The 23,653-nt window shown below is 41.4% G+C and carries 23 protein-coding genes; 1 reads left to right on the top strand and 22 read right to left on the bottom strand.

What is annotated here, in order from left to right; all coding sequences use genetic code 11:
- Positions 1-67 precede the first annotated feature (67 nt).
- The 14 genes from spoIIE to glmU form a co-directional block, all read right to left on the bottom strand.
- On the bottom strand, positions 68-2,551 hold the full coding sequence (gene spoIIE, locus LM917_RS17835; protein WP_232699031.1) for a stage II sporulation protein E: 2,484 nt from the start codon (positions 2,549-2,551) through the stop codon (positions 68-70).
- A gap of 381 nt (positions 2,552-2,932) precedes the next feature.
- Positions 2,933-3,247: an FtsB family cell division protein gene (locus LM917_RS17830; RefSeq protein ID WP_232699030.1), complete on the bottom strand. Its 315-nt coding sequence runs from the start codon at positions 3,245-3,247 to the stop codon at positions 2,933-2,935.
- A 25-nt stretch (positions 3,248-3,272) separates the two neighbouring features.
- On the bottom strand, positions 3,273-3,842 hold the full coding sequence (gene yabQ / locus LM917_RS17825; RefSeq protein ID WP_232699029.1) for a spore cortex biosynthesis protein YabQ: 570 nt from the start codon (positions 3,840-3,842) through the stop codon (positions 3,273-3,275).
- Positions 3,839-4,123 carry a sporulation protein YabP gene (gene yabP / locus LM917_RS17820; RefSeq protein ID WP_232699028.1) on the bottom strand — a complete coding sequence of 95 codons (285 nt, stop codon included), beginning with the start codon at positions 4,121-4,123 and terminating at the stop codon, positions 3,839-3,841. The genes yabQ and yabP overlap by 4 nt, the downstream gene beginning before the upstream one ends.
- A gap of 121 nt (positions 4,124-4,244) precedes the next feature.
- Positions 4,245-4,538, bottom strand: a complete 294-nt coding sequence (locus tag LM917_RS17815) for an RNA-binding S4 domain-containing protein (RefSeq protein WP_232699027.1) — start codon at positions 4,536-4,538, stop codon at positions 4,245-4,247.
- 26 nt (positions 4,539-4,564) lie between these two features.
- A complete protein-coding gene (gene yabN / locus LM917_RS17810; RefSeq protein WP_232699026.1) occupies positions 4,565-6,034 on the bottom strand; it encodes a bifunctional methyltransferase/pyrophosphohydrolase YabN in 1,470 nt (489 codons plus the stop codon).
- A gap of 32 nt (positions 6,035-6,066) precedes the next feature.
- Positions 6,067-7,707 (bottom strand): putative polysaccharide biosynthesis protein, encoded by a 1,641-nt coding sequence (locus LM917_RS17805; RefSeq protein ID WP_232699025.1) that lies wholly within the window; start codon positions 7,705-7,707, stop codon positions 6,067-6,069.
- Between the two features lie 214 nt (positions 7,708-7,921).
- On the bottom strand, positions 7,922-8,461 hold the full coding sequence (gene spoVT / locus LM917_RS17800; protein ID WP_232699024.1) for a stage V sporulation protein T: 540 nt from the start codon (positions 8,459-8,461) through the stop codon (positions 7,922-7,924).
- A gap of 334 nt (positions 8,462-8,795) precedes the next feature.
- Entirely contained in the window at positions 8,796-9,902 is a 1,107-nt protein-coding gene (locus LM917_RS17795) for a peptidylprolyl isomerase (protein WP_232699023.1), read from the bottom strand.
- A gap of 43 nt (positions 9,903-9,945) precedes the next feature.
- A complete protein-coding gene (mfd, locus tag LM917_RS17790) occupies positions 9,946-13,512 on the bottom strand; it encodes a transcription-repair coupling factor (protein WP_232699022.1) in 3,567 nt (1,188 codons plus the stop codon).
- A gap of 200 nt (positions 13,513-13,712) precedes the next feature.
- Positions 13,713-13,943, bottom strand: a complete 231-nt coding sequence (locus tag LM917_RS17785; protein WP_232699021.1) for an anti-sigma-F factor Fin — start codon at positions 13,941-13,943, stop codon at positions 13,713-13,715.
- A gap of 74 nt (positions 13,944-14,017) precedes the next feature.
- Entirely contained in the window at positions 14,018-14,590 is a 573-nt protein-coding gene (gene pth, locus LM917_RS17780; RefSeq protein WP_232699020.1) for an aminoacyl-tRNA hydrolase, read from the bottom strand.
- Between the two features lie 177 nt (positions 14,591-14,767).
- Complete coding sequence (locus LM917_RS17775) at positions 14,768-15,721, bottom strand: ribose-phosphate diphosphokinase (RefSeq protein ID WP_232699019.1); 954 nt, start codon at positions 15,719-15,721, stop codon at positions 14,768-14,770.
- A gap of 24 nt (positions 15,722-15,745) precedes the next feature.
- The gene (glmU, locus tag LM917_RS17770) at positions 15,746-17,125 is read right to left on the bottom strand and encodes a bifunctional UDP-N-acetylglucosamine diphosphorylase/glucosamine-1-phosphate N-acetyltransferase GlmU (protein WP_232699018.1); all 1,380 of its coding nucleotides are present in this window, start codon (positions 17,123-17,125) and stop codon (positions 15,746-15,748) included.
- 215 nt (positions 17,126-17,340) lie between these two features.
- Between glmU and LM917_RS17765 the strand changes: the two genes are divergently transcribed.
- Entirely contained in the window at positions 17,341-18,363 is a 1,023-nt protein-coding gene (locus tag LM917_RS17765) for a CobW family GTP-binding protein (RefSeq protein ID WP_232699016.1), read from the top strand.
- Positions 18,364-18,419: 56 nt separating this feature from the next.
- Here the strand turns inward: LM917_RS17765 and spoVG are convergent, their stop codons facing one another.
- The 8 genes from spoVG to rnmV form a co-directional block, all read right to left on the bottom strand.
- Positions 18,420-18,707, bottom strand: a complete 288-nt coding sequence (gene spoVG / locus LM917_RS17760) for a septation regulator SpoVG (protein WP_232699015.1) — start codon at positions 18,705-18,707, stop codon at positions 18,420-18,422.
- Positions 18,708-18,820: 113 nt separating this feature from the next.
- Positions 18,821-19,204 carry a RidA family protein gene (locus LM917_RS17755; protein ID WP_232699014.1) on the bottom strand — a complete coding sequence of 128 codons (384 nt, stop codon included), beginning with the start codon at positions 19,202-19,204 and terminating at the stop codon, positions 18,821-18,823.
- On the bottom strand, positions 19,197-20,042 hold the full coding sequence (purR, locus tag LM917_RS17750; RefSeq protein ID WP_232699013.1) for a pur operon repressor: 846 nt from the start codon (positions 20,040-20,042) through the stop codon (positions 19,197-19,199). The genes LM917_RS17755 and purR overlap by 8 nt, the downstream gene beginning before the upstream one ends.
- Before the next feature lie 61 nt (positions 20,043-20,103).
- A complete protein-coding gene (gene ispE, locus LM917_RS17745; RefSeq protein ID WP_232699109.1) occupies positions 20,104-20,982 on the bottom strand; it encodes a 4-(cytidine 5'-diphospho)-2-C-methyl-D-erythritol kinase in 879 nt (292 codons plus the stop codon).
- Between the two features lie 239 nt (positions 20,983-21,221).
- Positions 21,222-21,404 carry a small, acid-soluble spore protein, alpha/beta type gene (locus LM917_RS17740; RefSeq protein WP_232699012.1) on the bottom strand — a complete coding sequence of 61 codons (183 nt, stop codon included), beginning with the start codon at positions 21,402-21,404 and terminating at the stop codon, positions 21,222-21,224.
- A 77-nt stretch (positions 21,405-21,481) separates the two neighbouring features.
- Positions 21,482-21,757: a biofilm formation stimulator Veg gene (gene veg / locus LM917_RS17735; protein WP_232699011.1), complete on the bottom strand. Its 276-nt coding sequence runs from the start codon at positions 21,755-21,757 to the stop codon at positions 21,482-21,484.
- A gap of 277 nt (positions 21,758-22,034) precedes the next feature.
- Positions 22,035-22,928, bottom strand: coding sequence for a 16S rRNA (adenine(1518)-N(6)/adenine(1519)-N(6))-dimethyltransferase RsmA (rsmA, locus tag LM917_RS17730; protein WP_232699009.1), 894 nt, complete (start codon positions 22,926-22,928; stop codon positions 22,035-22,037).
- On the bottom strand, positions 22,925-23,485 hold the full coding sequence (rnmV, locus tag LM917_RS17725; RefSeq protein ID WP_232699007.1) for a ribonuclease M5: 561 nt from the start codon (positions 23,483-23,485) through the stop codon (positions 22,925-22,927). Before rnmV ends, rsmA begins: the two co-directional genes overlap by 4 nt.
- Between the last annotated feature and the right edge of the window lie 168 nt (positions 23,486-23,653).

Below are 23,653 nucleotides of genomic sequence, written 5' to 3'. Positions count from 1 at the left end.
TAGAACCTCCCCTTCATTTCTGAATGATTTTTTATTAAGTATGGTCGGTCAATTGGCAAAACATACCTTAACTTACTACACGAGGCCGCTCTAATTTATCCATTCCGACTACCTGAATGGAAGACCACTGAGGTACATAGCGGTCAATTCTGGTAACGAGAACCGTCATATCATCTACAATATCTCCACTGTGTTCCCTTATTACTCTTTCCAGCAATAGATCGGCTATCTCCTGTGGGTCGTCTGTTTGTAATTGAGAGATAAGTCGCTTCATCCACATTTGCCTATTCTCAATATGTCTCGGTGCCTCATAGATTCCATCTGACATCATGATTAAGAGGTCGTCTGGTTTTAAATTACGAGTGACGATATCTACTTCTATTTCTTCCAAAATCCCTACAGGCAAATTGCTAGCAAATACGGTAAAGACATCATCTCCTCGCTTAATAAAGCTGGGTGTTGAGCCGATTTTAACAAATCTTGTCATGGCAGATTGCAAATCAATAATTGCCAGATCAACTGTGGCAAACATCTCCTCTGTGGAACGTAATGCCAGAATGGAATTAATTGTTTTAATTGATATCTTTTCATCCAGACCCGATTTGAGTAGCTGTTGTAGTAGATCAAGGGCAGATTGACTCTCCATATAGGCACGCTCTCCATTGCCCATTCCGTCACTGATCGCCACTGCCACTTTTCCATTTCCTAAATCCATTGTTTTAAAGCTGTCCCCCGATAACAGCTTCCCTTCCTTTGCAGCTCCTGCAACCCCTATATCAAGCTCAAATGTTCTGGCAGAAGCGAGACACATCCTGCATGATCCGTCTTTATACGCTTCACAATCCCTTTCTTTCACCACGATGTTCTCACCAAGAATATCTGTTAGCATGGGTGCGACGATTTTGGCGCATTCGTCTCGTCCATAGCAAGAAGGCTGGCTGATTTCGATGTCTACCTTTCCTTCTTCTAAACTGTGAATGTCCACTCGCCTCACTGATAAACCTAACCCCTCCAATGCTCGTGATACCTGCTTCTCCTGTAAGCTTAATTCCACTCCCTCCCGCTGTATCTCTTTGGCAAAATCACTCATCACCCTTGATACTCCAGACAACTGATCCGAGACTAGCTTACGACTCTGTTCAATTTGCTTTCGTAATTGGTTATATTCCATCATGCGATGATACTCCTGCTCCATCTGTTGGACAACCTTTTCTGTCTTTACACATTTCTTTTCCCATTCTTTAGGCAGAGGTGAGCCATGCATGGTTCCATGCTCATAGATAGTCCCAAGCATCGACTTCATAGACTGATAGGTCATTTCTGTATCTCGATCCCAGCATTGTTCTTTTTTCCAGCAACGTTGGCAGGTTCGTTCCGTTACCCTACTTAAAAAAATGTCCATTTCTTCTTCAACCACTTCACTATCTTTTTCTACTGTTTGGGAGAAAGAACGTGAAAGCTGCGTAAACAACTCGGAAAATTGCTCTATCTTACCAGCCGTCACAGCCCTGATTCGCCTCATGTACTCCTGATGTGATTGTGCATGTTCCACTGTCCCCGGAATATAGCTCGCTACCTGCTTCCAGATCATGGCTGGCGTTAGAACAAAAAGGATGGCTGCAATCCCCGTTTCAATTAAGGAGAAATACAACGTATCTGTTACACCACCATAAATAGCAAGAATAGCAGTTCCTATGACAAGCCCTGCAATTACCCCAATCTTGCCCCCTTCTTTTAATAGACCTGCAAGTAAACCGGAGAAGGCAAGTAAACTAATCTGTTGCAAAGCAGATACATCAGCCAAGCTTAAGATAAGCCCTGTCACCACACCTACAGCCGCTCCCACTGTTCCCCCACCCACAAAGGCGAATAATAACAATAGATACCTTGATAAGATGTGTTCCATGGATATGCCTTGTATCACCCACCCTACCGTGCCTGTCATGAGAGAGGCAAGTAAAATGACCAGACATATGATTTCCTCTGTTTTAAGAGGTTCGTAAGGCTTACTAATATGAATGATAGATAATGCCTGAATAAAAATGAGTGTGAGAATGAAGCTGAGGACTGATTCAACAGCAACCATCGTAACGCTGTAGGTGGATATCTGACTGGTAAGTAATGAAAAAAGAAAGTGACTAAAAAAGGAGGTACCTAATACGAAGAAAGGCACAGCCGAAAAATCCTTTCGCTTCCATCTACCTGCAATACGGCAAACTACCATGGAGAGCACCAAACTCAGAAGCGTCTGCAAGCCTAAAGGAACTGAGTGAGCAAAAGAACCTGCCAGCATACCGAAGGAAGCAGCTAATATTGTATCTCGTCGTAAGAAATACATCACGATAACAAAGGGGATAACAAAGGGGGATAGTTGTTCGAGGATTAAGGCACGTCCCAATAAAAATCCCATAGTTAAGGAAAGAATATGCCATTTATGCATGAAGGTTGCTACCCTTTCTCCCATACTCAAAACCTTTTGGGAAACATGCTCATTAATCATTTCAGTCAGATAATTACCAGAATGGGAAATAGTCTGATTTTTGTTCCACATAAGGATCGCACCTTCCGTTCTTTGATTTGTGGTTCTCATTATACGGAGGTTTTCCTGTAAAATTTGTCAAACGATAGAGGGATATTCCATAAATCGTACGACAAATTCATACCTGAAAAAAGATTAGAAAACTTGGCTTTTCCAAGCCTCTGGCGCAGGCAAAGCCTTAGTTGCACTTATGCAGAAAGGAATTTTTATAAATTCCTTTTTGTCAAAAAAAAAACCGACGTTTTTGCGATCAACGTCGGCCATCAGGTGATTCGCGCTCGGCGAAACGGGCTTACTATATTATATTCGCCATATCTTTAAAATGCCCTTCATATTTTGACAATCAATTTACGTGTTTTTGGAAATTTATTTTTCCTTATAATTCTATATGTATTATTCATGATCCGGGATTAGAAAAATAATCTCTCCTGGCTTGGACATAAAGTTGTTTTTTCTCGCTACCTCGGCGATATATTCAGGGTCTTCTAAGCGTTTCATGATGTTCTCTAGTTCTTCCTTCTGTTGGTTAACCTCTAATGCCTCCTGCTTCAACGTCTTCAAATCTTTTTCCGTAGCTTCCAATACAGAGTTTTGCAAATAGGCAGTATAGCCCGTCCAGATTAAAAAGCAACACACAAAGAACATGATGAATCTCAATCTGCGTTTGCGACCAACATTATTCGATTGATGAGAGGGACGTGTCCGCATGCCTGCTCTCCACCTTTACTACCTTCTATGTCTTCTTACTCTTAGATATCCATTTCTTTACAATCCCTTTGAGTCCTGCTATCTTGGGCTCAATTCTTTTCCACAACTTGCGACCCCACCGAACAAATGGCGACATCGGAAAGGTGATAATTTTCCAAAGGACTACTAAAAATTTTACTACAAATGAAAATAGAAAGACTAATGAAATCCAGAAAAAACGAAAAATCAGTTCCAAAGGCCTTACCAGTAGCATATCAATAACCTTAACACTAAAATTCATGATTCTTATTGCCCATTTTATCACGGCTAGCAAGAATTGGATATAAGTCTTGCTTACCAATAAAAAATAGATCCATGCACCTATTATTAGCCCAAAATAAATAGGGAATCTCACAATTCCTCCGTTTACTACGACCAGCACATAAAATACGACTCCTATACTGGTTAGCCAGAAGAGAATGTCCAAAATAAAGACAACCCAGAGAGGAAATCTTCCCTTATTCTTGAAAACATGATACGTATCAAATCCCATCCCCATCAATACACCACACAGGGCCATGAACGCCATCGTCTGAAGCTGGATATGGATACTCACTTGAACAATCTGCCGAAAAACCCTTTCGACCGGTCTCCGGCTTGCCCCTGTTCAAGATATCCCATATCATGGACGAAGCCCTCAATTGCTACTTCGCCTGTTTCAAGACTTAGGTTCTTCATATGTAAATTCTTGCCGCGAATAGAAAGAAAACCACCCTCCGTTTCCAGCAAAAATTCCTCACTATCAAAGCTTTCTACTTTCTTTACCCCAGATATGGCCAAGCTACGCCGGTTAATCATCACAATTTCATGACGAGATCGTTTATTTTGTTCATTCATAAAAAAACCCCTCCTTATCTTGGCAGTTCAGTCTACTCTTTATAGACTGATAACGTATGGGAACCATTCAGTTCCTCTTTGTACCAAGATATGGAGGGGGATGTCCGTTTAGAACCACTTGCTAGCTAAGCAGATACGCATCTTCTTCTTTTTCATCGCGTGGAACAGGTACTTCGCCAATAACGGTGTACATGGATGCAGCTTCATCTTTACGAGCATTTTCCTTTATTTCTTCTACCTTAACCGTTACAACCTTCTGTCCGAACCGGATGGAGATAGAATCTCCCACTTTTACATTGCTTGATGCTTTTGCTGCTCTTTCATTGATGATCACTCGACCTTGATCGCAAACGTCTTTCGCCAAAGTACGACGTTTAATTAATCTGGATACCTTCAAGAATTTATCAAGACGCATTTGTTACCCTCCTCTTCCCACTCAATTTATACCTGGTTTTTTGCTTCATTCCACCACTTATCCATTTCTTCCAGGTCTGTATCTGCAAATTGTTTATTATTTTCTTGTAGCTTTTGTTCAATATATTTAAAACGATTTTTAAACTTCAAGTTGGTCATGGCAAGGGCTGCTTCTGGGTCCACCTTTAGGAATCTAGCTACATTAACCACAGCAAACAATAAATCACCTAGCTCTCCTGCCTGTTCTTCTGGTGTTGCTTCCTGCAATTCCTGATATTCCTCTTCGACTTTGCCATAAACATCGGCAATATTGTCCCAATCAAACCCAACCTTAGATGCCTTATTTTGAATGGTAACGGCAGTCATGAGTGCCGGAAAGTCCTTAGGAATAGAAGACAGGATGGACTCAGTGGAGGACAGGGTTCCTTTCTCTTCCTTCTCCTGTTTCTTGATCTGTTCCCAATTTACCAGTACTTCTTCCGTATTTTCAGCGTTCGTGTCACCAAAGACATGCGGGTGTCGACGAATCATCTTGGTTGCCAGCGTAGAAATAATATCTTCGATCGTAAAATAACCATCTTCAGATGCAATTTGTGCATGCAGCAGAACCTGCAACAAGACATCACCTAGCTCTTCGCAAAGGTTATCAATATCATCTTCATCAATGGCCTCTGCTACTTCATACGCTTCCTCCAGCATATAACGTCGCAAGCTTTGATGCGTCTGCTTTTTATCCCACGGACATCCGTTTGGTCCACGTAACGTAGCAATAATCTCCTTTAATGTAGAGAATTGACGTAGTGATACCGCTTCCTGATTTGTGGGTGGTATATAAAGCAAACTTAGATTACCAAGATGATCCACCTGATCCAGTTCATACAGCTTTACTGTTTCGATTCGCTCCATTCCCGTAATTCCTACCGCTGTCGCTACAATTATCTCAAACTCATCAGGATAAACCTCCATCAGAGTCAATTTAGCATCAGAAGCACTCATTTGATCATAAACCTGGGCAACGACGGTATGGAGTGATGGTGTAAGCTGTGCTGGCAACATCTGTGTTGCATCCAGTAGAGTAAACCCTTCAATCGGATCGATGGACAGCCTCGCAAATAACGGGTCTAAAAAGCTTTGCCCACCTACAACCTCCACCTGAATACCCTGTTGATCTGCTTCTTGTAATAGAAGCTGCACCGTACGTTCTGCTACCAATGGATGTCCAGGAACAGCATAAGTAACAGAACCTTTCTCTTTCGCCAGTCCCATCAACTGATCAGTAATGTGACGATATACCTCTTCAAAGGTATCATGCGCCTCATAAACAGAATCAAATGCTGTAAAAGAAACACCTTCCGAAAGAAGCTCTTCCAATACGGGATGGTCAGCAGTCCGCACATAAAGATGCTCGGCTTGCTTCATTTTTTTGTAGATTCCAAGGGGCATTTGATCTAGATTACCTGCCCCTAATCCAAGAATCGAGATGATAGACGTCGTCATAACAGGGAACACTCCGTTCTTCGTTCTCTTCGTTATTTCCGCAATAACTTAAAGCGCTCGAAAATAGCAATCAACTTATGACCCTTAGGTATATAAGTAAGCTCTTCCCGTTTAATCCCCCCGGTGTACAAGAGGGCTAGCAAATACGTAATTAATCCGATAAATACAGCAAAAGTACCGACAATCGTTTGTCCCAGACGCTCGCTCTCAATCAAGCTGGTAGCAAAAAGATTCATGATGACTCCTGTCAGAACCACTAGCACTGACATAGCGATAACAGACAAGAATGGCTTCATCATTTCTTTCATAGTAAATGCCACCCCGATATGCTTGTTGATGGAACGCAGGTTAAGCCCGGCTGATACAATGTAGGCTATAACTGTTGCTAACGCAGCACCTTTGATATCAAGCAAAGGAATGAGGGCAAGGTTTGCCAGTAATTTTACCAATACCCCAAACATCAAGTGACGAGCTGGCAATTTAACATGTCCAAGTCCTTGCAAAATACCTGATGTAGATATTCCCATCGTGGCAAATACGATAACAAATGCCTGGATCGCAAGGGAGGCTGTTCCATTATCATTTCCATACACCATCACATTGACAGGTTCTGCTAATAAAGCAAGTCCAACAGTTGCCGGTAAGCCTAGCATGAACGTTAAGCGCATTGCCATGTTGGTACGGTATACGATCAGCTTCTCTTGATTTTGGGCAACCGCTTCGCTAATTGCGGGTACCAACGCTAATGATAAGGAAGTGGCAAAAAATGTTCCAAATTGAATCAATGGTTGTCCACGGTCATAGATTCCTTTTAATTCTTTAGCAATATCCAGTTCCATTCCCGACCATTGCAACAGATTCGATACTGTAAGCGAGTCGATCAATGGAATCATTGGAAGAACCAAGGCACCAATACATATCGGAATTGCATAATCCAAAATACGCTTCAATACCTGTTTATTACTTAGTGTATCTGTATGTTGCTGCTGGCGAAGCAGTTTGCGGTAGCCTCTGCGTCGCAAATGTCTTCTTGATCTCCGATAATAATAATGAAGAACAAAAAATGCAGCTAACGCTCCTGGAAATGCTGCAAACACAGCACCAGTACCAGCCAAATAAGCATCCTGATATGCACTCATCATCCAGTATGCAGAGACAAGAATGACGACAACTCGGATAATTTGTTCCACTACTTGGGATATTGCTGTGGGTAACATATCCTGTTGTCCTTGAAAATATCCACGCAGGATAGACACCATAGGAACTAATAACAATGACCATGAAACAGCTCGTAACGGTAATGTCAGTTCTTCATCGCCCATGATAGCGGCAATCACTGGTGCACCTATATACATCAATAGGAAGAAAAACATTCCTAGTAAGCCAAGTGAAATACTTGCTACCCGAAATGTCTTGCGCGCTCCTAAATGATCGTCAACAGCAAGCCGCTCCGATACAATCTTGGAGATTGCAATGGGAAATCCGGCTGTAGCCAGGATTAACAGGCTTGAATAAAGCGGATATACTTGCATATATACATACAGGCCGACGTCTCCTGTAATATTTTGATACGGTATGCGATAAAGCGCTCCTAATAATTTGGAGAGTAAACCAGCAATACCTAAGATAGCGGCACCTTTTACGAAATGATTTGCACTTTTCTCTCCAATCATACGTCTTCCATTTCTCCTCTTTAGAAAACTTAGCTTCGCATACGCAAAAAGGCTTGCCAAAGCCTTAGTTGCACTTACGCGAACCAAATATTTATTCATTCTGATTCGCCAAGCCAGAAACTTTGTCCATTATAACACAGGAGAGAAGGAGGAGAGCAAGCGCACCGCTTGAGGAAACAAAAATAAAGCCTCCCCACAGGAAGGCTTACAATCACTATTGTTCCATTTGTTTAGCAAGAAAACCTGCTGCTGTTTCCGCCATCTTTGTTTCTAATTCACCCATTTTATTCTCATTCTTACTTAATATAATAACGGCACCGATCGGATCGCCCCCTGCCACAATAGGAGCAATCACATAGGATGTATACTGCTCAGGGTTGTCCCGACAGATCTCATACTGTCCTGCGTTTCTCTCCACTTTGGATTTCCGCTCTTCCAATGCCTTTTCTACCTGATTACTAATTGGTTTTTCCAGATATTCTTTTTTAGAAGCACCCGATACTGCAATGACCATATCTCGATCTGAGATTATGACGATATGATTAAGGCTCTCATAAAGTGAATCTGCATACTCCTTGGCAAAATCAGCTAATTCTCCAATAGGAGAGTATTTTTTCAAGATAACTTCTCCGTCACGATCAACAAAAATCTCAAGTGGATCCCCTTCACGAATACGAAGTGTGCGGCGGATCTCCTTCGGGATTACGACCCGTCCGAGGTCGTCTATACGACGAACGATACCTGTTGCCTTCATAATCTTGTTGCCTCGCTTTCTTGAGAATACTAGGGTAGTAAGCTTAATTTAGGGGTTGCTCCTATGTTTTCCTATCTTCTCGTTTTTTACTAAACGTTTTTGATGAAATCATTTCCAGTTATTTTGTGATTAGCTTTGTTGTACTCCCCCCCGGGCGGTAGTGAGTAGATATAGTATTTGCCACCCCATGAAGAATATGCGATCAAACCAAAAAACATCCAACCCTTTTTGTTCCACAATGAACTTATAAAGAGTATATAAATAAAAAATAGCGATTCGAACAGCCTACAGGCTGATGAATCGCTATTTTCGTTTACCTATGGTGTTGTTTTGATTATTTTACAGGTGTATCGGCAGCTGGTGCTTCTGTACCTGGGTTAGCAGGAGCTTCAGCAGGCGTTACTTTCGGAAAATCCTTCTTGATAATTTCTTTGTCCAACTGAGTTGTTACGATTTCGAGATAGTTCTTTTCCAAAACTTGTTGTCTCAATTGGTCTTTCATGTCATCGTACGTTTTTTCTACACGATTTTCAACTTTAATTACGTGATATCCGTAGTCAGTACGAACAGGCTTCTCACTTATTTCACCAATTTTTTGAGCCATGGCAGCCGCTTTAAATTCTGGTACCCATTGGTCTACACTTGCGTCAGGATACAGACCACCTGTTTGTTTACTTCCTTCATCCTCTGATACCTGCTTGGCCAATGTTGCAAAGTCTTCACCCTTCTTCAGCTTAGCAGTTGCTTCGTTAGCCAGTTTCAATGCTTCTTCTTCCGTACGTCCTTCGAATTTATAAAGGATATGGCGTACAGATGCAAACGTGCGAGATTCTTTTGACATGCTATCATAAGTTTTTTTCACTTCTGCTTCAGGAACTTCTTTTTCCAATACAGCTACAGAAGCATTGATTTCAGCCAGTTGTTTTACAACCTCATCTTTTTTCACATTATGATTTTTCATCAATTGTTCGTACTTATCTTCCCCGCCCAAGACTTGAATGTATTGTTCTTTTAACGTTGCGTAAGCTTTTTCAGCCTCTTCATTTGCTGTTTTCTTCATTGCATCATCAGCTAGAGCAGCTTTTTGCTTCGTCACAATATATTGACGTGCATAGTTTTCAATCATTTCCTGGTTACCAGTACTGATTGCGTATCCTTGTGGTGGGTTGATAAAAGTAAGTACGCGAAGGAAATCTTCAAACTCTCCTGCTGTTAATTTGCCATCTTTGTATTCAACCAGTACATGATCAGCTTTTGCTTCATATGGAAGCTTCAACGGAGGAAAGGAGGCAACTATATCCTCTTCTTGCTTTTGCTCTGCTCCAGGTGTTCCTGTATTTTTATTGTCTGTGCCACATCCACTTAAAACTCCAAGCATCAGGGCTGTTGCAGATAGTAAAGCAAGAACTCGTTTGCCCCTTGTAAATTTATTTTTCTTCATTTATGAAAATCTCCCTTCTTGGCACTCCATTAGCACCTCGTGGTTAATGTAAAGAGGGGTCCGGACTTTTATCCTTTTGAACCAGATGGAACTCATTTAATAGGTTGGTAACCACCTTTAATCCCTCTTCGATTTTTAACCCCTTAACTTTAACAGTTACGATGATCTGTTGTCCACCTGCTGTCGTAGAAATCCCAACACGACGATCATATTTACTAGATAGCGCAAACAGCTCACCACCATCAATATTGGAGGTTTGACTTTCATGCAGGATTAACTTGATCACATCTGGATCTTTTTGGCTAATTTCAATAATGTGATAGCTAAGCGCTTGAATTCGCATTCGTGAGATAACTAATAGATTTTCGACCGGAGTTGGGATATTCCCGTAACGGTCAATTAACTCGTCCGCTAAATCTCCAACTTCTTCCATTGTACTAGCTGCCACGAATTTTTTGTACATCTCAATTTTTTGGCGACTATCGGTAATGTAGTTAGATGGAATATAGGCATCCAGCTGTAAATTAATCTCTACAGGTGACGCAGTGGCAATTTCAATTGTTTTCACTTCACCGCGCAATTCATCAATCGCTTCTTTCAGCATTTGGGTATATAGGTCAAAACCGACTGAATTAATGAAACCATGTTGTTCAGCACCGAGTAGATTACCTGCACCACGAATGGAAAGATCTCGCATGGCGATTTTAAAACCGGAACCAAGCTCAGTAAATTCCTTAATTGCCTGAAGACGTTTTTCGGCTACTTCTGTAAGAACCTTATCTTGCTGATAGGTAAAATACGCATATGCAATTCGATTGGAACGTCCTACACGACCGCGCAATTGATACAATTGGGATAAGCCCATTCGGTCAGCATTGTAGATAATTAATGTATTTACATTAGGAATATCTACACCTGTTTCAATAATGGTTGTACTCACCAGAACATCGAATTGTCCGTCCAAGAAATCTAATATGATACTTTCAAGCTCACTCTCATTCATTTGACCGTGAGCTACTGCTACCCGTGCATCTGGGACTAAGGCAGTAATATGTTCAGCCATCTGCTCTATGCCCTGTACTTGATTATAGAGGAAAAATACTTGTCCTTCTCGAGCTAACTCACGCTCGATCGCCTCTCGAACCAAAGCCGGATTGTAATCAAGTACATAGGTTTGTACAGGAAACCGATTCTCTGGAGGAGTTTCAATAATAGATAAATCGCGTACACCTAGCATCGACATATGAAGGGTTCGTGGGATAGGAGTCGCCGTTAATGTGAGTACATCCACATTTGTTTTTAGTTGTTTTAATTTTTCTTTGTGACTTACACCGAACCGTTGCTCTTCATCCACAATTACTAATCCCAGGTCTCTAAATACAATGTCTTTGGACAATAAACGATGGGTTCCTATTACAACATCGACTGTTCCTTCTTTAAGAGCTTTCATCGTCGCATTTTGTTCCTTACGTGAACGGAAACGGCTTAATACTTCTACACGTATTGGATAGTCAGCAAACCGTTCCTTAAACGTCTCAAAGTGCTGTTGAGCCAGAATTGTCGTCGGAACTAAAACAGCCACCTGTTTTCCTTCCATGACGGATTTGAATGCTGCCCGAATCGCCACCTCTGTTTTACCGTACCCTACATCACCACAAACTAGACGATCCATCGGGCGTTTGCTTTCCATATCTTCTTTTACTTCTGCAATCGTCCGCAATTGATCCACTGTTTCCTGATAAGGGAACATCGCTTCAAATTCACGTTGTTCCATGGTGTCTTTACTAAATGAGTGTCCAACCGCTTCTTCGCGCTGTGCATATAGTTTGATTAGATCTTCAGCAATATCCTTAACAGAAGATTCTACCTTGCTCTTTACGCGCTTCCACTCATTACCACCCAGACTATAGATCTTAGGTTGCGCTTCCTCACTACCCACATATTTTTGTACATGATCAATTTGTTCAATTGGTACAAACAAACTATCTCCGCCCGCATATTGAACATGCAGGTAATCTTTATGGATACCCAGAATCTCTTTTGTTTCGATTCCCAGATATTTACCAATACCGTGATTAATATGAACAACATAATCGCCAGGCTTTAACTCCAGATAATTTTTAATTCGCTCGGCATTGCTCATATTTTGATTTACTTTTCGTGCTTTACGTTGTTTAGCGGTAAATACTTCGCCTTCCGTCACAACTACTAACTTGCTCATAGGCATTTCGAAACCACTTTGAATATTCCCAATCATAATGATTGGTCTTCCAGGAGGAACCGTCTTCACCTCTTCAAGTAAAAGGTCAGCCTGCATTTCATAATCGTCCAGTACTCTCTCCAGCCTCTTGGCACGCTCCGCATCAGCAGCTACAAACAAGATTTGCTGATGTCCTTTCACCCATCGCTGCAACTCACCTTTAAGTACATTCATTTGCCCATGAAAATTTTGCATCGTTCGGCAATTAATATTTACGATGTTTTGAGGATGTGTTTTGGGTGTTTGACGTAAAAAGAGAGATAAATAGATAACCTGATGTTTATGATCATGTAGCAGCTCATCATATGTGCGGGACAAGCTCAGGTTTGACATGTATTGTCCCTGTTCGATTCTGCTGGTTACCCATTCTGATTCATCCTTTTGGAGGGTGGCAGCATGATCAATTACACGGGATGGTTCATCAACAATGAGAACTGTCTCTTTCGGCAAATAATTGAGCAAAGTCTCATTCTCAGGATAAATAGCAGAAATGTAGCTATATAAATGTGAAAAACGATGACCTTGGCGAAGATGCTCAATATCGCCGCCTATTTGTTTCATCATACGTTCTTTGACAGCCTCATCATTAATCTTGCCTAAGGACTCACCCAGCTTGGCTTCCAGACGATTGGCGCTCTCTTTCAACTGCGTTGTAAAAGCAATCATCTCTTTCACTGGACCAATAACATAAGAATCCAATTGCTCCAGTGAACGTTGTGTATCCATATCGAACGTACGAATGGAGTCAATCTCATCGTCGAACAATTCAATCCGAATAGGCCAATCGGAGTCTACTGGGAACAGGTCGATAATTCCACCACGAACACTTATCTCACCTTTTCGTTCTACCATTTCTACTCGTTCGTAGCCTAGCTCAATCAATTTTTGCAAAAATTCCTCAAGTTGAAGCGTGCCTTGCCGCTTAATCGTTATTTGTGCATCTTTCCAAACCTGACTAGGAACAGTTAGTCGGCGAATTCCTGCAAAAGGCGTAACCAAAATACCCGTATAGCCATTAGCTAGACGGTTAAATACCTGAATACGCTGTGCAAGGGTTTCTGGACTGGCAATCGCCATCTCGGAACCAATTAATTCATTTCCCGGATATAATAACACCTCATCTGGTGAAAGAAGTTCTGCTAAATCTTCATATACTTTTTGTGCCTGATACATATTGTGTGTAACTACACACAGAGATTGTTTATTCTCCTGATAAAGAGCTGCCATGAAGATATGACGTGCTGATCCAGATAATCCAGCAATCAATTGTTCATGTAGACCCTGGGTCAAACCAGCGAGAATAGTTCCAAAATTGGAATCCTCTTTTATTCGGTTTATGATGACTTGCATCCTTTATCCCCTCTCCAACCTTTCTCTCGTGCTTATGCAACACAACAAGCTGCGAAGCCAAATAAACGGTGACAACGCAGCAATCATTATTAATATGAAGTCTATTCGCAAAAATCAAAGAAAAACCTTAGCTTATATGCAAGCCAAGGTATATCCACTCGCAAGCTCCCATTTCAGTGCCTGACGTCAAAACCATTTGACTATTGCAAAGGATTTCCAATGAGTGAAAGCTCCGGATGCAAATCCAGCGCCTCCTTACAGTAGTCACATAGAACATGCACCACTGTATTCCCTCCATCATCCTTCGATATGATTGTTTGACGCTCCTGTGGGGTCAAGAAATGAAAACCTAGCTGTGTTTCGGTAATATGTTCCTGATTAATCTCACCCAAGTTGTGACCACAATAGCGACATAGATACCGATAACGCATGGAACCACCCCCACTTGATAAAAATACCAACTTATACAAGTAGTATAGGCAACTTCCAAGTGTTCCATACGAATCTAGTTCCTTGTAGGATTGTGATGATTCATAACTTGAACGAATGTATCCCCCTGTACCCAATCCTCACACGCTTTTGCAGAAAGATCAATAGCGTCCTGAATAAATGACATATCGCTTTTTGGAAATGAGTGAAGAACATAATCACTAATACTTTTACCCTGTTCTGGACGATCAATACCAATTTTGATTCGGTTAAACTCTTGGGTACCCAAATGCGCAATAATAGACTTGATGCCATTATGACCACCTGCACTTCCTTTCACTCGCAAGCGCAGCTTACCTACAGGCAAATCCAGGTCATCATAAATCACAATCAAATCATTAGCCGTTATCTTATAGTACGAAACAAGTTGGCCAACTGTTTCACCTGATAGATTCATGTACGTTTGTGGTTTTACCAGCAATACTTTTTCGCCTGATACATTACCTTCACCTATAATTGCTCTAAATTTCATTTGAGATAATGGAATATTTAATTGCTTACTAATTTTATCTATGGCCAGAAACCCTACATTATGTCTGGTATCTTCATACTGTTTTCCAGGGTTCCCCAATCCAATGATGACTTTCACGTTATTACCTCCAGCTTCAATTGACCTGCTCGTTTCATTTTACATGATCTCTCCTGTATACAACAAGAAAGGGAAGTCGACTTCTTTTGCCAAATATCTGCAAAAAATCCCCTGAAAAAGCAGATGATCCCATCCAGCTTGTCCAGAGGATTTAATTAGTATGTGTTTAGCCCAAGTCTATTCATCAAATAGCTTGCTAATTGACAACTCTTCGTGAACGCGAATGATCGCTTCACCAATAAGAGGAGCCACAGAAAGAACTTTGATCTTATCAATTCTTTTCTCTTCTGGTAGTGGCAATGTATTAGTAATTACCAGCTCTTTAATCGTTGAGTTTTGGATACGTTCAATTGCAGGCCCTGAAAGAACAGGGTGAGTGCAGCAAGCATATACATCCTTCGCTCCTGCTTCCACAAGTGCATTAGCAGCAATTGTAATAGTTCCAGCTGTATCAATCATATCATCAATCATGATCGCTGTTTTGCCTTCAATGTTCCCTACAATATTCATAACTTCTGCAACGTTTGGCTCTGGGCGGCGTTTATCAATGATGGCAATAGGTGCACCCAAACGCTCTGCAAGCTTACGAGCACGTGTAACGCCACCATGGTCTGGAGAAACAACGACAACATCCGACAGGTTTTTACCTTGGAAATATTTTGCCAGAATCGGCACTCCTAACAAATGATCAACAGGGATGTCGAAGAACCCTTGGATTTGGGTAGCATGTAAATCCATAGTAATTACTCTTTCTGCTCCAGCTGTTTCAATAAGGTTGGCAACTAACTTCGCAGTGATTGGATCACGAGAACGCGCTTTGCGATCTTGTCTAGCATATCCATAGTATGGCATGACCACGTTGATGCTCTTGGCAGATGCACGTTTCAAAGCGTCACATACGACCAATAGCTCCATTAAGTGTTCATTTACTGGAGCACATGTTGGTTGAATGATGAAAACATCCGATCCACGTACACTCTCATTTAGCTTGATCTGGCACTCTCCGTCACTGAACCGTGCAGTTTCCATGTTACCCAGACTTAACCCGATATGTTCGGCAATCTCATGAGATAGTTTCGGGTTAGCACTGCCGGTAAAAACCTTCAGCTTCGGATCTCGATAATTAGCCATCTTGTTAAAAGCCTCCCGTTATTCTTATTCGCTTTGTTTACGCGGTAAATTTACCGCATATCCCAGTTTATTTGTTTGGCGTTCCCGCGCAATCGCGAACGCTCCATCTGGCACATCTTGATTAATAGTTGAACCGGCAGCTACATAAGCCTCGTTCCCAACAGTTACAGGAGCAACTAAATTGGTGTTACATCCGATAAAGGAGCGATCACCAATCATTGTCTTATGTTTTTTAGCACCGTCATAGTTAACAGAAATGGTTCCACATCCGATATTGGTATCCTGACCAACTTCGGAATCACCCAGATACGTTAAATGGTTTACTTTGCTTCCCGCACCAATTATGGTGTTTTTCAGCTCGACAAAGTCTCCAACTTTCGCATGAGGACCAATATGAGTCTGAGGTCGAATATAAGCAAACGGACCTACAGTAGCCCCTTCATCTATTTTACTATGTGTGAGCACAGAATAGGAAATACAAACTGTATCCGATACGTCCATATCAGTCAGATCAGCCTGAGGGCCAATCTTGCAATCAGAACCAATCGATGTGTTTCCTTTTAAAACTGTATTAGGCAAAAGAACCGTATCAGACCCAATCGTTACATCAGCCTCAATATAGGTGGAGGCAGGATCAATTATCGTTACACCATTTCTCATATGCATTTCGTTTATGCGTCTACGCATATATGATTCAGCCATTGATAATTGAACTCGATCATTTACGCCCATTGTCTCGTCAGGATCAACCGCAGAGAACGCAGCTACCTTCTCATTAGCTTCACGAAGAATGGCAACGCAGTCTGTAATGTAGTATTCCCCTTGTGCGTTCTCATTTTTCACCATGCGCAGAGTATCCCACATTTTTTGATTATCAAAACAATAAATTCCTGTATTAATCTCAGTAATAAGACGCTCTTCATCAGATGCATCTTTTTGTTCTACAATGCGTGAAACCTCGTTAGTTTCATCTCGAACAATCCGCCCATATCCAGTTGGATCTGAGACAACAGCGGTAAGTACAGTAGCTGCTGCTTTTTGTTCTTCATGATAAGCGAGAAGCTTAGACAGGGTTTCTTTTGACAGAAGCGGTACATCTCCATATAAAAGAAGGGTTGTACCCGCTTTATCAGCTAAAGCATCTTTTGCTTGCAGGGCTGCATGCGCAGTACCCAATTGTTCTTCCTGCATTGCATAAATAACGCGGTCCTGCAGAGTTTCACGAACCTTATCAGCACCGTGTCCCACTACCACAACTACATTACTTACCTGCATGGTATCCAGGCTGTCCACTACATGTTGAACCATAGGCTTTCCACATACCGGATGCAGTACTTTATATAATTTGGATTTCATTCGAGTTCCTTGACCAGCAGCAAGAATGACTGCGTGAATGCTTGACATGTTAACCCTCCAACATACTGAAGTTCCATCATGACTATATCTAAATTAGATTATAATTTCAAGACATGATGAAATTTTTCCTATTTGTGTTACTCTACTATCACTTATAATCATTAATAAGCCATACCAAATCGCAGTACGACTTTTATGTATTTATAACCTTTTGCAAAGTCATGTATTTACCATTATTTTATTCTATCTGAGGAGAAGATGAAATGAGTACAGATGTATATATCTTGTCTGGTTATTTAGGTAGTGGTAAAACTACTCTGTTACAACAGCTATTAGCATATTTTCAAGAAACAAATGGACAAGTAGTCGTGATGATGAATGAAATGGGTGAAGAAGATATTGATGGTGAGCAGCTTGAGGGTTTTGGCTTTCCTGTTAAGAAGATGCTGGACGGCTGTATATGTTGTTCCATCCGGGGAGAATTGACTGATAATCTTCAAGAAATTTTTGCGAATATGTCACCAGATCAAATTATCATCGAAACAACAGGAGTAGCAGACCCGATCGATGTAGTAGATGCCCTTACCCATCCAGATTTTTATGATAAGCTAACTCTTAAAGGATTGATCAGCGTAATAGATGCTTCTCGCTTTCTTGATCTGAATTCCTTCTTTCAGTCAGGAAGCGCATTGATAAAAACCGTTCGTAATCAGGTGAAATATGCTGATCTTTTACTGCTGAATAAAGTGGACTTGGTAAAACAAGAGGTAGTGGAGAAGGTAAAACGAAAGCTGACAGAGTTAAATCCATTAGCCCCCCTCTATCTCACCATCCGTTCTGAGCTGGATATTGAAGAGCTGTTGACGATAAAGCGACTAGCACATGAACGAGACTTGGAAAATCGTCCTGCTTCGATTCCCCTTCAAAAAACAATAGTTCGGCAATCTGCATTGAATAAAATTAAGCATACCTTTGGTTTACAGAGCGAAACGCTTTACCATAGTATCCAAACCTTCGCTTATCACTTCAAGGGGCCTGTGAACGAAGAAGCTTTTGAAGACTTTCTCTATGCATTACCGAAAACCATATACCGAGCAAAAGGGTATGTACAATTCAAAGGGAAGGAAGAATTGATCTCTTTTCAACAAACCCAAACTCAAGTCCATCTTTTTCCGTTCCCTAATCACGGCCCCAAAATGGTCGCTGTTTTCATTGGTGAAGGGTTCGATCAGACTAAAATAATTCAGGATCTAGAGACCTGTTGCATGACAGAAAAGTGGGAATAGTATGAAAATGAAAAAAGCACCTATTTCCAAGGTGCTTTTTTACTATTCATTTGTTATTAAGCCCCTGCTTCTACCTGGGATTCTTCTTCAATACCAACGCGCTCATACTCTGCCAGCACTGCCGCTTGTATTTTTTCACGGGTTGCTGAGGAGATTGGGTGAGCAATGTCACGGAATTCTCCATCAGGAGTGCGTTTGCTAGGCATAGCCACAAACATACCGTTGTTTCCATCAATTACACGAATATCATGAACCACAAATTCATGGTCAATCGTAATTGAGGCGATTGCTTTCATTCTCCCGTCCGTATTTACACGGCGAAGTCTTACATCAGTTACTTCCATCATGTTCACTCCCTTTATCTATGGCGGATAGCGTATATTTCCACATGATGGGTAATTATTCCTTCTTCATTTTCCGAAAAATTGTAAAAAAACTTTTTATTTATACAAATTTTTTATTTCAGGCAAGCAATTACTTCAATTTCCACTTTGGCATCCTTAGGTAGACGGGCTACTTCGACGGTAGAACGAGCAGGACGATGTTCACCAAAATAGTGGGAATATACATCATTCATTGCACTAAAATCATTCATATCTTTAATAAAAACTGTTGTTTTAACAACATCTTGAAGAGCAAGACTTTCACTTTCAAGAATGGCATTCAAGTTAGCAAAAACCTGATGTGTTTGTTCAGCAATGCCACCTTCTACCATCATACCTTCTGGAGTTAAAGGTATTTGACCGGAAGTATAAAGAAAAGGGCCCGCTTTTGTAGCTTGGCTATAAGGCCCAATAGCAGAAGGTGCTTTTTCCGTAGAAACAAATGAGATGTTAGGCATGATCATCTTCTCCTTCTTTTCTTGAAAAATAACTACCTAGCTCAATCATAATCTGCTTTTCTTTTACGTCAACCTCTTGCAGCTTAGCAAGCGATACATAATCTTCAACAAGACGATCATCGTCATCTGCTGTCTCAACAAAAACACCACATCCCACTACAGTAGCCTTAAACTCCTGTAACAGGTCCATCATCCCTTGAATAGTACCGCCGGCTTTCATGAAATCATCGACAATTAACACACGCGATGATTCTGGCAGTGCTCTTCTTGCCAGGGACATAGTCTGAATTCTTTTACTCGATCCAGAAACGTAGTTAATGCTCACAACAGACCCTTCCGTCACCATGCTATTTCGACGCACAATAACGACAGGCACATTTAAGTAACTTGCTGTAGCGTAAGCAAGTGGAATTCCTTTTGCTTCTACTGTCATAACAACATCAACATCGCTATGAGCAAAAGCAGATGCAAACAATTTACCAATGTGATTCAGTGTTTTGGGATCTCCCAAGACATCAGACATATAGAGATATCCACCTGGTAATAATCTCTCCGGGCTCGCTAACTCTAAAATCAGGTTCTCCATAAAGAAGATGGCATGCTCCAGTGTGGTTTTCGGGATATATTTTACCCCGCCTGCTGCTCCAGCCACTGTTCGCAGATCGCCAATACCTTGTGATTCAAACGCCTCTTTTATGATAGAAAGATCTTCGCTAATTGAGGACTTTGCCGAACCGTATTCATCTGAGAAAAACGTCAAGGGAATCAATGTGTGGGGATGAGCTAAAAGATGTTGCGTCATATCCACTAATCTGGCGCTTCTGCGCAGTTTTCTCATCAATTCTGCCTCCATTTAAAAACCGTATATTATTATGATAATGTAACATTAATGTACGGAATTAATCAAGTATTTCCGTTTCGCCGCCACCTAATATTCGTACCGCATATACATCTTTTACGAAACCACGCAACGCATTGTAAATCCTATGTACCTTCGCTTCCTTTTGGACTAATCCAAACACCGTAGGACCACTGCCAGACATTAACACTCCGTCTGCGCCTGATTGGATCATTAATTCTTTTATTTGCATGACCTGCGGGTAACGCGTTAAAGTTACCTCTTCTAATACATTACATAGGTTATTTGCCATTAGAGAAAAATTTTTCGAAAGTATAGCATCCAGCATTCGTTCTGTATTCGGGTGTTTCTTAATTTGATCAACTCGAAGATTTCCATACACGTCTGCCGTAGAGACTCCAATGGGAGGCTTGGCCAAAATGACCCAGCAAGATGTAGGGCTTGAAAGATGTGTCAGCTTTTCTCCGCATCCTTTTGCTAGTGCTGTCCCACCATATACGCAGAATGGAACATCTGAACCAATCTCTGCTCCGATCGTAGCCAGTTCATCTAGCGTTAATCCCAAATTCCAGAGCTTGTTTAAACCACGCAATGTGGCAGCAGCATCACTACTACCTCCCGCCAAACCCGCAGCTACTGGAATATGCTTATCTATGTATATGTGAACACCCTTATCAACCGAATAACGTTCCATTAGCAACTTTGCAGCCTTAAAGGCATGATTGCGTTGATCGAGCGGAACAAAACTTGCAGAACAATCGATTAGGATTTCTCTTGACCGTAGTAATGTAAGGTCAACGCGGTCAGCAAGATCGACAGTAGTCATCACCATTTCCACATCGTGATAACCATCTGGCCTCTTTGAGAGTACGTCCAATGTTAGATTAATTTTTGCAGGAGCTTTGACAGAAACTCGCACCGTGTTCACCTCAGCTTATCCTAATCCTTTTTCTGATTTTACCATAGGCAGAAATAAGCTTGCCACTAGCCTGCCCGAATGTCAACTCATGTTAATAAAATATCTATTGAAGTTCTCTCGAAGAAGCTAGTTCTTCCTTAGACGAAATAATTCATGTACTCTCAAAAAAGACGTACTCTAAAGTAATTAAGTAAGAAAAAAAGCCGCAGAGGTCCCCCTCTTTGGCTTTTGTCAGCAGGCTATTTCATCGATTGTCTGGCTAATGCTTCCTCGGCAATCTGGATCGCTCGTTTTACCATGTTACCGGCATCACGAGTAGTGATAGCGCCCCATCCTTCACTCTTGACGGTGTCGTAAAAGCCCAACTCCTTGGCCAATTCATACTTGAGCTCCTCGGACATGATGCCTCTTCTTCGACTCATTGCGCTTCATCCTCCTTAGTCGCTGACATACCTTAGTATGAACAAGAAAGGACAAAACAAAACAGTAGAACTAAGTTCTACTGTTGGATAAAAGTAATCTTTATATGTGTATCATTGTCTCGACAAACCATTAATTCTACGGTCTCTGTTAAAATATCAGCATAGCTGTATGATACCCGTTCAAACAACTGGTCGTCATCTAGTTTAACTACGAATACTGAGGGGTATGTTTCTTCTAGGATGCCGGTCCTTTCGACGGTCTTTCTTCTTCCGCCATTGGCCTTCAGCATAATACGTTCACCAACGTGTCCATCTAAACTGCGTTTAATATCTACTAACGCGTTCCTAGCCATAATATTTATCCACCTCGCTTATGTCCAAGTATATCAGCCTAAGCTTAGTTTGTCAAACAAACGAAAAATTATATCAATCAAATAAGCTTTTTGTCAATGAATTTTTTCGGACATTCTTGTCACTTTTGTTCGACATTTTTTGCAAGTGCGAAAACTACCAAAAACCTACTATGTCAAGCAGTTTAGACATAAAAAGCCTTGACTTTCCCAAAGGATTGTCAAGACTTTTTTGGAGTATTTGAAGAGTTAAAAACTGGAGGCAATTCACGCTATGAAATTACCTGTTTTCGTTCATAAAATCATAAATCGTGTTAGCAAGAGTTGCGAATTCCTGCAAAGATAATGTCTCTCCCCGACGGTTTGGTTCAATTCCCGCTCGTTCCAACGCCTGTGTAGCAAGTTCTTTGCGGTCCTTCCCAAATAAATTGGTTACGAGATTATTTTGCAAGGTTTTACGCCGCTGAGCAAATGACGCTTTAACCACACGAAAAAAAAGTGCCTCGTCCTTCACTGCAACAACTGGCTCTTTACGTATAGCTAATTTGATAACCGCTGAATCGACATTTGGTCTAGGTACAAACACGCTAGCAGGTACAATCATTTCTACGCGAGCTTCTGCATAGAATTGTGCAGCAACACTTAATGATCCATAATCCTTTGTCCCTGGCTTCGCTGCAATGCGCTCTGCCACTTCTTTTTGAATCATGACCACGATTTTATCCAGTTTGATACCAGATTCCAACAATCCCATCAAAATTGGCGTTGTTACGTAATATGGCAAATTAGCCACAACGCTGACTGACTCATATCCTTCCAGATGCTCTTTAATTAGAGCTGGTACATCTAATTTCAGAACATCTCCGTGTACAACCGTAATGTTGTCATAAGGCGCCAGCGTCTCTTCCAGAATAGGAAGCAGGCGTTGGTCAATCTCAAGTGCCATTACTTTCCCAGCTGCTCGTGCCAATTGCTCTGTCAAGGCACCAATACCAGGTCCGACCTCAATAACTGCTTTCTCTTTCGTAAGCTCGGCAACATCAATGATATTGTGCAGGATATTTATATCGGTCAGGAAGTTTTGTCCCAGGCTTTTTTTTAGGTGAAAGCCGTATTTTTCAATAATTTCCCTTGTACGGGTTGGTGTTGCAATGTCTTTATAACCGGCTGTCATCTGTTAGCTTCCTCCTGTTCAACCTCAATCTGATCAACGGCAGCTATGAATTCGTCCCGACTAATCTGGAACATCTGCAATCGCTTAATAAGCTGCTTAGCATTGGAGTAACCGATTCCCAGAATTTCTCCCAATCGCGTCCGGCGATATTTGGTGTCCGTTCCGACAATCATCCCTGCCTGTACCAAATCCTCCAGGGTAATTTCGCTCTCTACCTCCAAAAATTCCGTTTTCACCTGAGAAAGTGCCTCGCGAATAACCTCTGGTGTTGCGTGCTCCACACCAACTTTTCTTTTTTTCATAGCATCTGCTCTTTTGATAAAAGCATGCTTGCAGCCGGGAACATTTTGACTGATTATCTTTCGGATTCGTTCACCTGGATAATCAGGGTCCGTAAAGACGATCACGCCTCGTTTTTCTTGTGCTATTTTTATTTTACGAAGGGTTACCTCATTGATTGCAGATCCGCCTGTTTCAATCGTATCTGCATCCACAGCTCGCTTAATTGCAGCCGTGTCATCACGTCCTTCTACGACGATAACCTCTTTGATTTTCATGAATAAATCCATCCTTCGACCAATTGTGTTTCCCCGCAAAAATAATTTGTTTTTTCTTGTCCAAAAAAGGAAACGAAACCAAGCCAATTTGCGTATAAGAAGTATAGAGATTCAATCAGTTTACCACATTTATGGGTAAAACAAAAGGACAGGAGAAATCCCCTGCCC

Source organism: Brevibacillus daliensis (assembly GCF_021245735.1).
GTDB classification, from domain to species: domain Bacteria; phylum Bacillota; class Bacilli; order Brevibacillales; family Brevibacillaceae; genus Brevibacillus_B; species Brevibacillus_B daliensis.
This window is presented reverse-complemented; position numbering and strand designations above follow the sequence as displayed.

Coding starts and splice junctions, on each gene's coding strand:
- LM917_RS17785 (WP_232699021.1), bottom strand. CDS start 13,943: ATGCGTTATCGGTATCTATGTCGCTATTGTGGTCACAACTTGGGTGAG.
- LM917_RS17815 (WP_232699027.1), bottom strand. CDS start 4,538: ATGCGTCTTGATAAATTCTTGAAGGTATCCAGATTAATTAAACGTCGT.
- purR (WP_232699013.1), bottom strand. CDS start 20,042: ATGAGAAAACTGCGCAGAAGCGCCAGATTAGTGGATATGACGCAACAT.
- glmU (WP_232699018.1), bottom strand. CDS start 17,125: ATGTCAAGCATTCACGCAGTCATTCTTGCTGCTGGTCAAGGAACTCGA.
- spoIIE (WP_232699031.1), bottom strand. CDS start 2,551: ATGTGGAACAAAAATCAGACTATTTCCCATTCTGGTAATTATCTGACT.
- LM917_RS17775 (WP_232699019.1), bottom strand. CDS start 15,721: ATGGCTAATTATCGAGATCCGAAGCTGAAGGTTTTTACCGGCAGTGCT.
- LM917_RS17755 (WP_232699014.1), bottom strand. CDS start 19,204: ATGCCTAACATCTCATTTGTTTCTACGGAAAAAGCACCTTCTGCTATT.
- veg (WP_232699011.1), bottom strand. CDS start 21,757: ATGGCTAGGAACGCGTTAGTAGATATTAAACGCAGTTTAGATGGACAC.
- yabN (WP_232699026.1), bottom strand. CDS start 6,034: ATGACGACGTCTATCATCTCGATTCTTGGATTAGGGGCAGGTAATCTA.
- spoVG (WP_232699015.1), bottom strand. CDS start 18,707: ATGGAAGTAACTGATGTAAGACTTCGCCGTGTAAATACGGACGGGAGA.
- LM917_RS17805 (WP_232699025.1), bottom strand. CDS start 7,707: ATGATTGGAGAGAAAAGTGCAAATCATTTCGTAAAAGGTGCCGCTATC.
- mfd (WP_232699022.1), bottom strand. CDS start 13,512: ATGCAAGTCATCATAAACCGAATAAAAGAGGATTCCAATTTTGGAACT.
- LM917_RS17795 (WP_232699023.1), bottom strand. CDS start 9,902: ATGAAGAAAAATAAATTTACAAGGGGCAAACGAGTTCTTGCTTTACTA.
- rnmV (WP_232699007.1), bottom strand. CDS start 23,485: ATGAAAATCAAAGAGGTTATCGTCGTAGAAGGACGTGATGACACGGCT.
- rsmA (WP_232699009.1), bottom strand. CDS start 22,928: ATGACAGCCGGTTATAAAGACATTGCAACACCAACCCGTACAAGGGAA.
- LM917_RS17765 (WP_232699016.1), top strand. CDS start 17,341: ATGAGTACAGATGTATATATCTTGTCTGGTTATTTAGGTAGTGGTAAA.
- LM917_RS17830 (WP_232699030.1), bottom strand. CDS start 3,247: ATGCGGACACGTCCCTCTCATCAATCGAATAATGTTGGTCGCAAACGC.
- spoVT (WP_232699024.1), bottom strand. CDS start 8,461: ATGAAGGCAACAGGTATCGTTCGTCGTATAGACGACCTCGGACGGGTC.
- LM917_RS17740 (WP_232699012.1), bottom strand. CDS start 21,404: ATGAGTCGAAGAAGAGGCATCATGTCCGAGGAGCTCAAGTATGAATTG.
- yabP (WP_232699028.1), bottom strand. CDS start 4,123: ATGAATGAACAAAATAAACGATCTCGTCATGAAATTGTGATGATTAAC.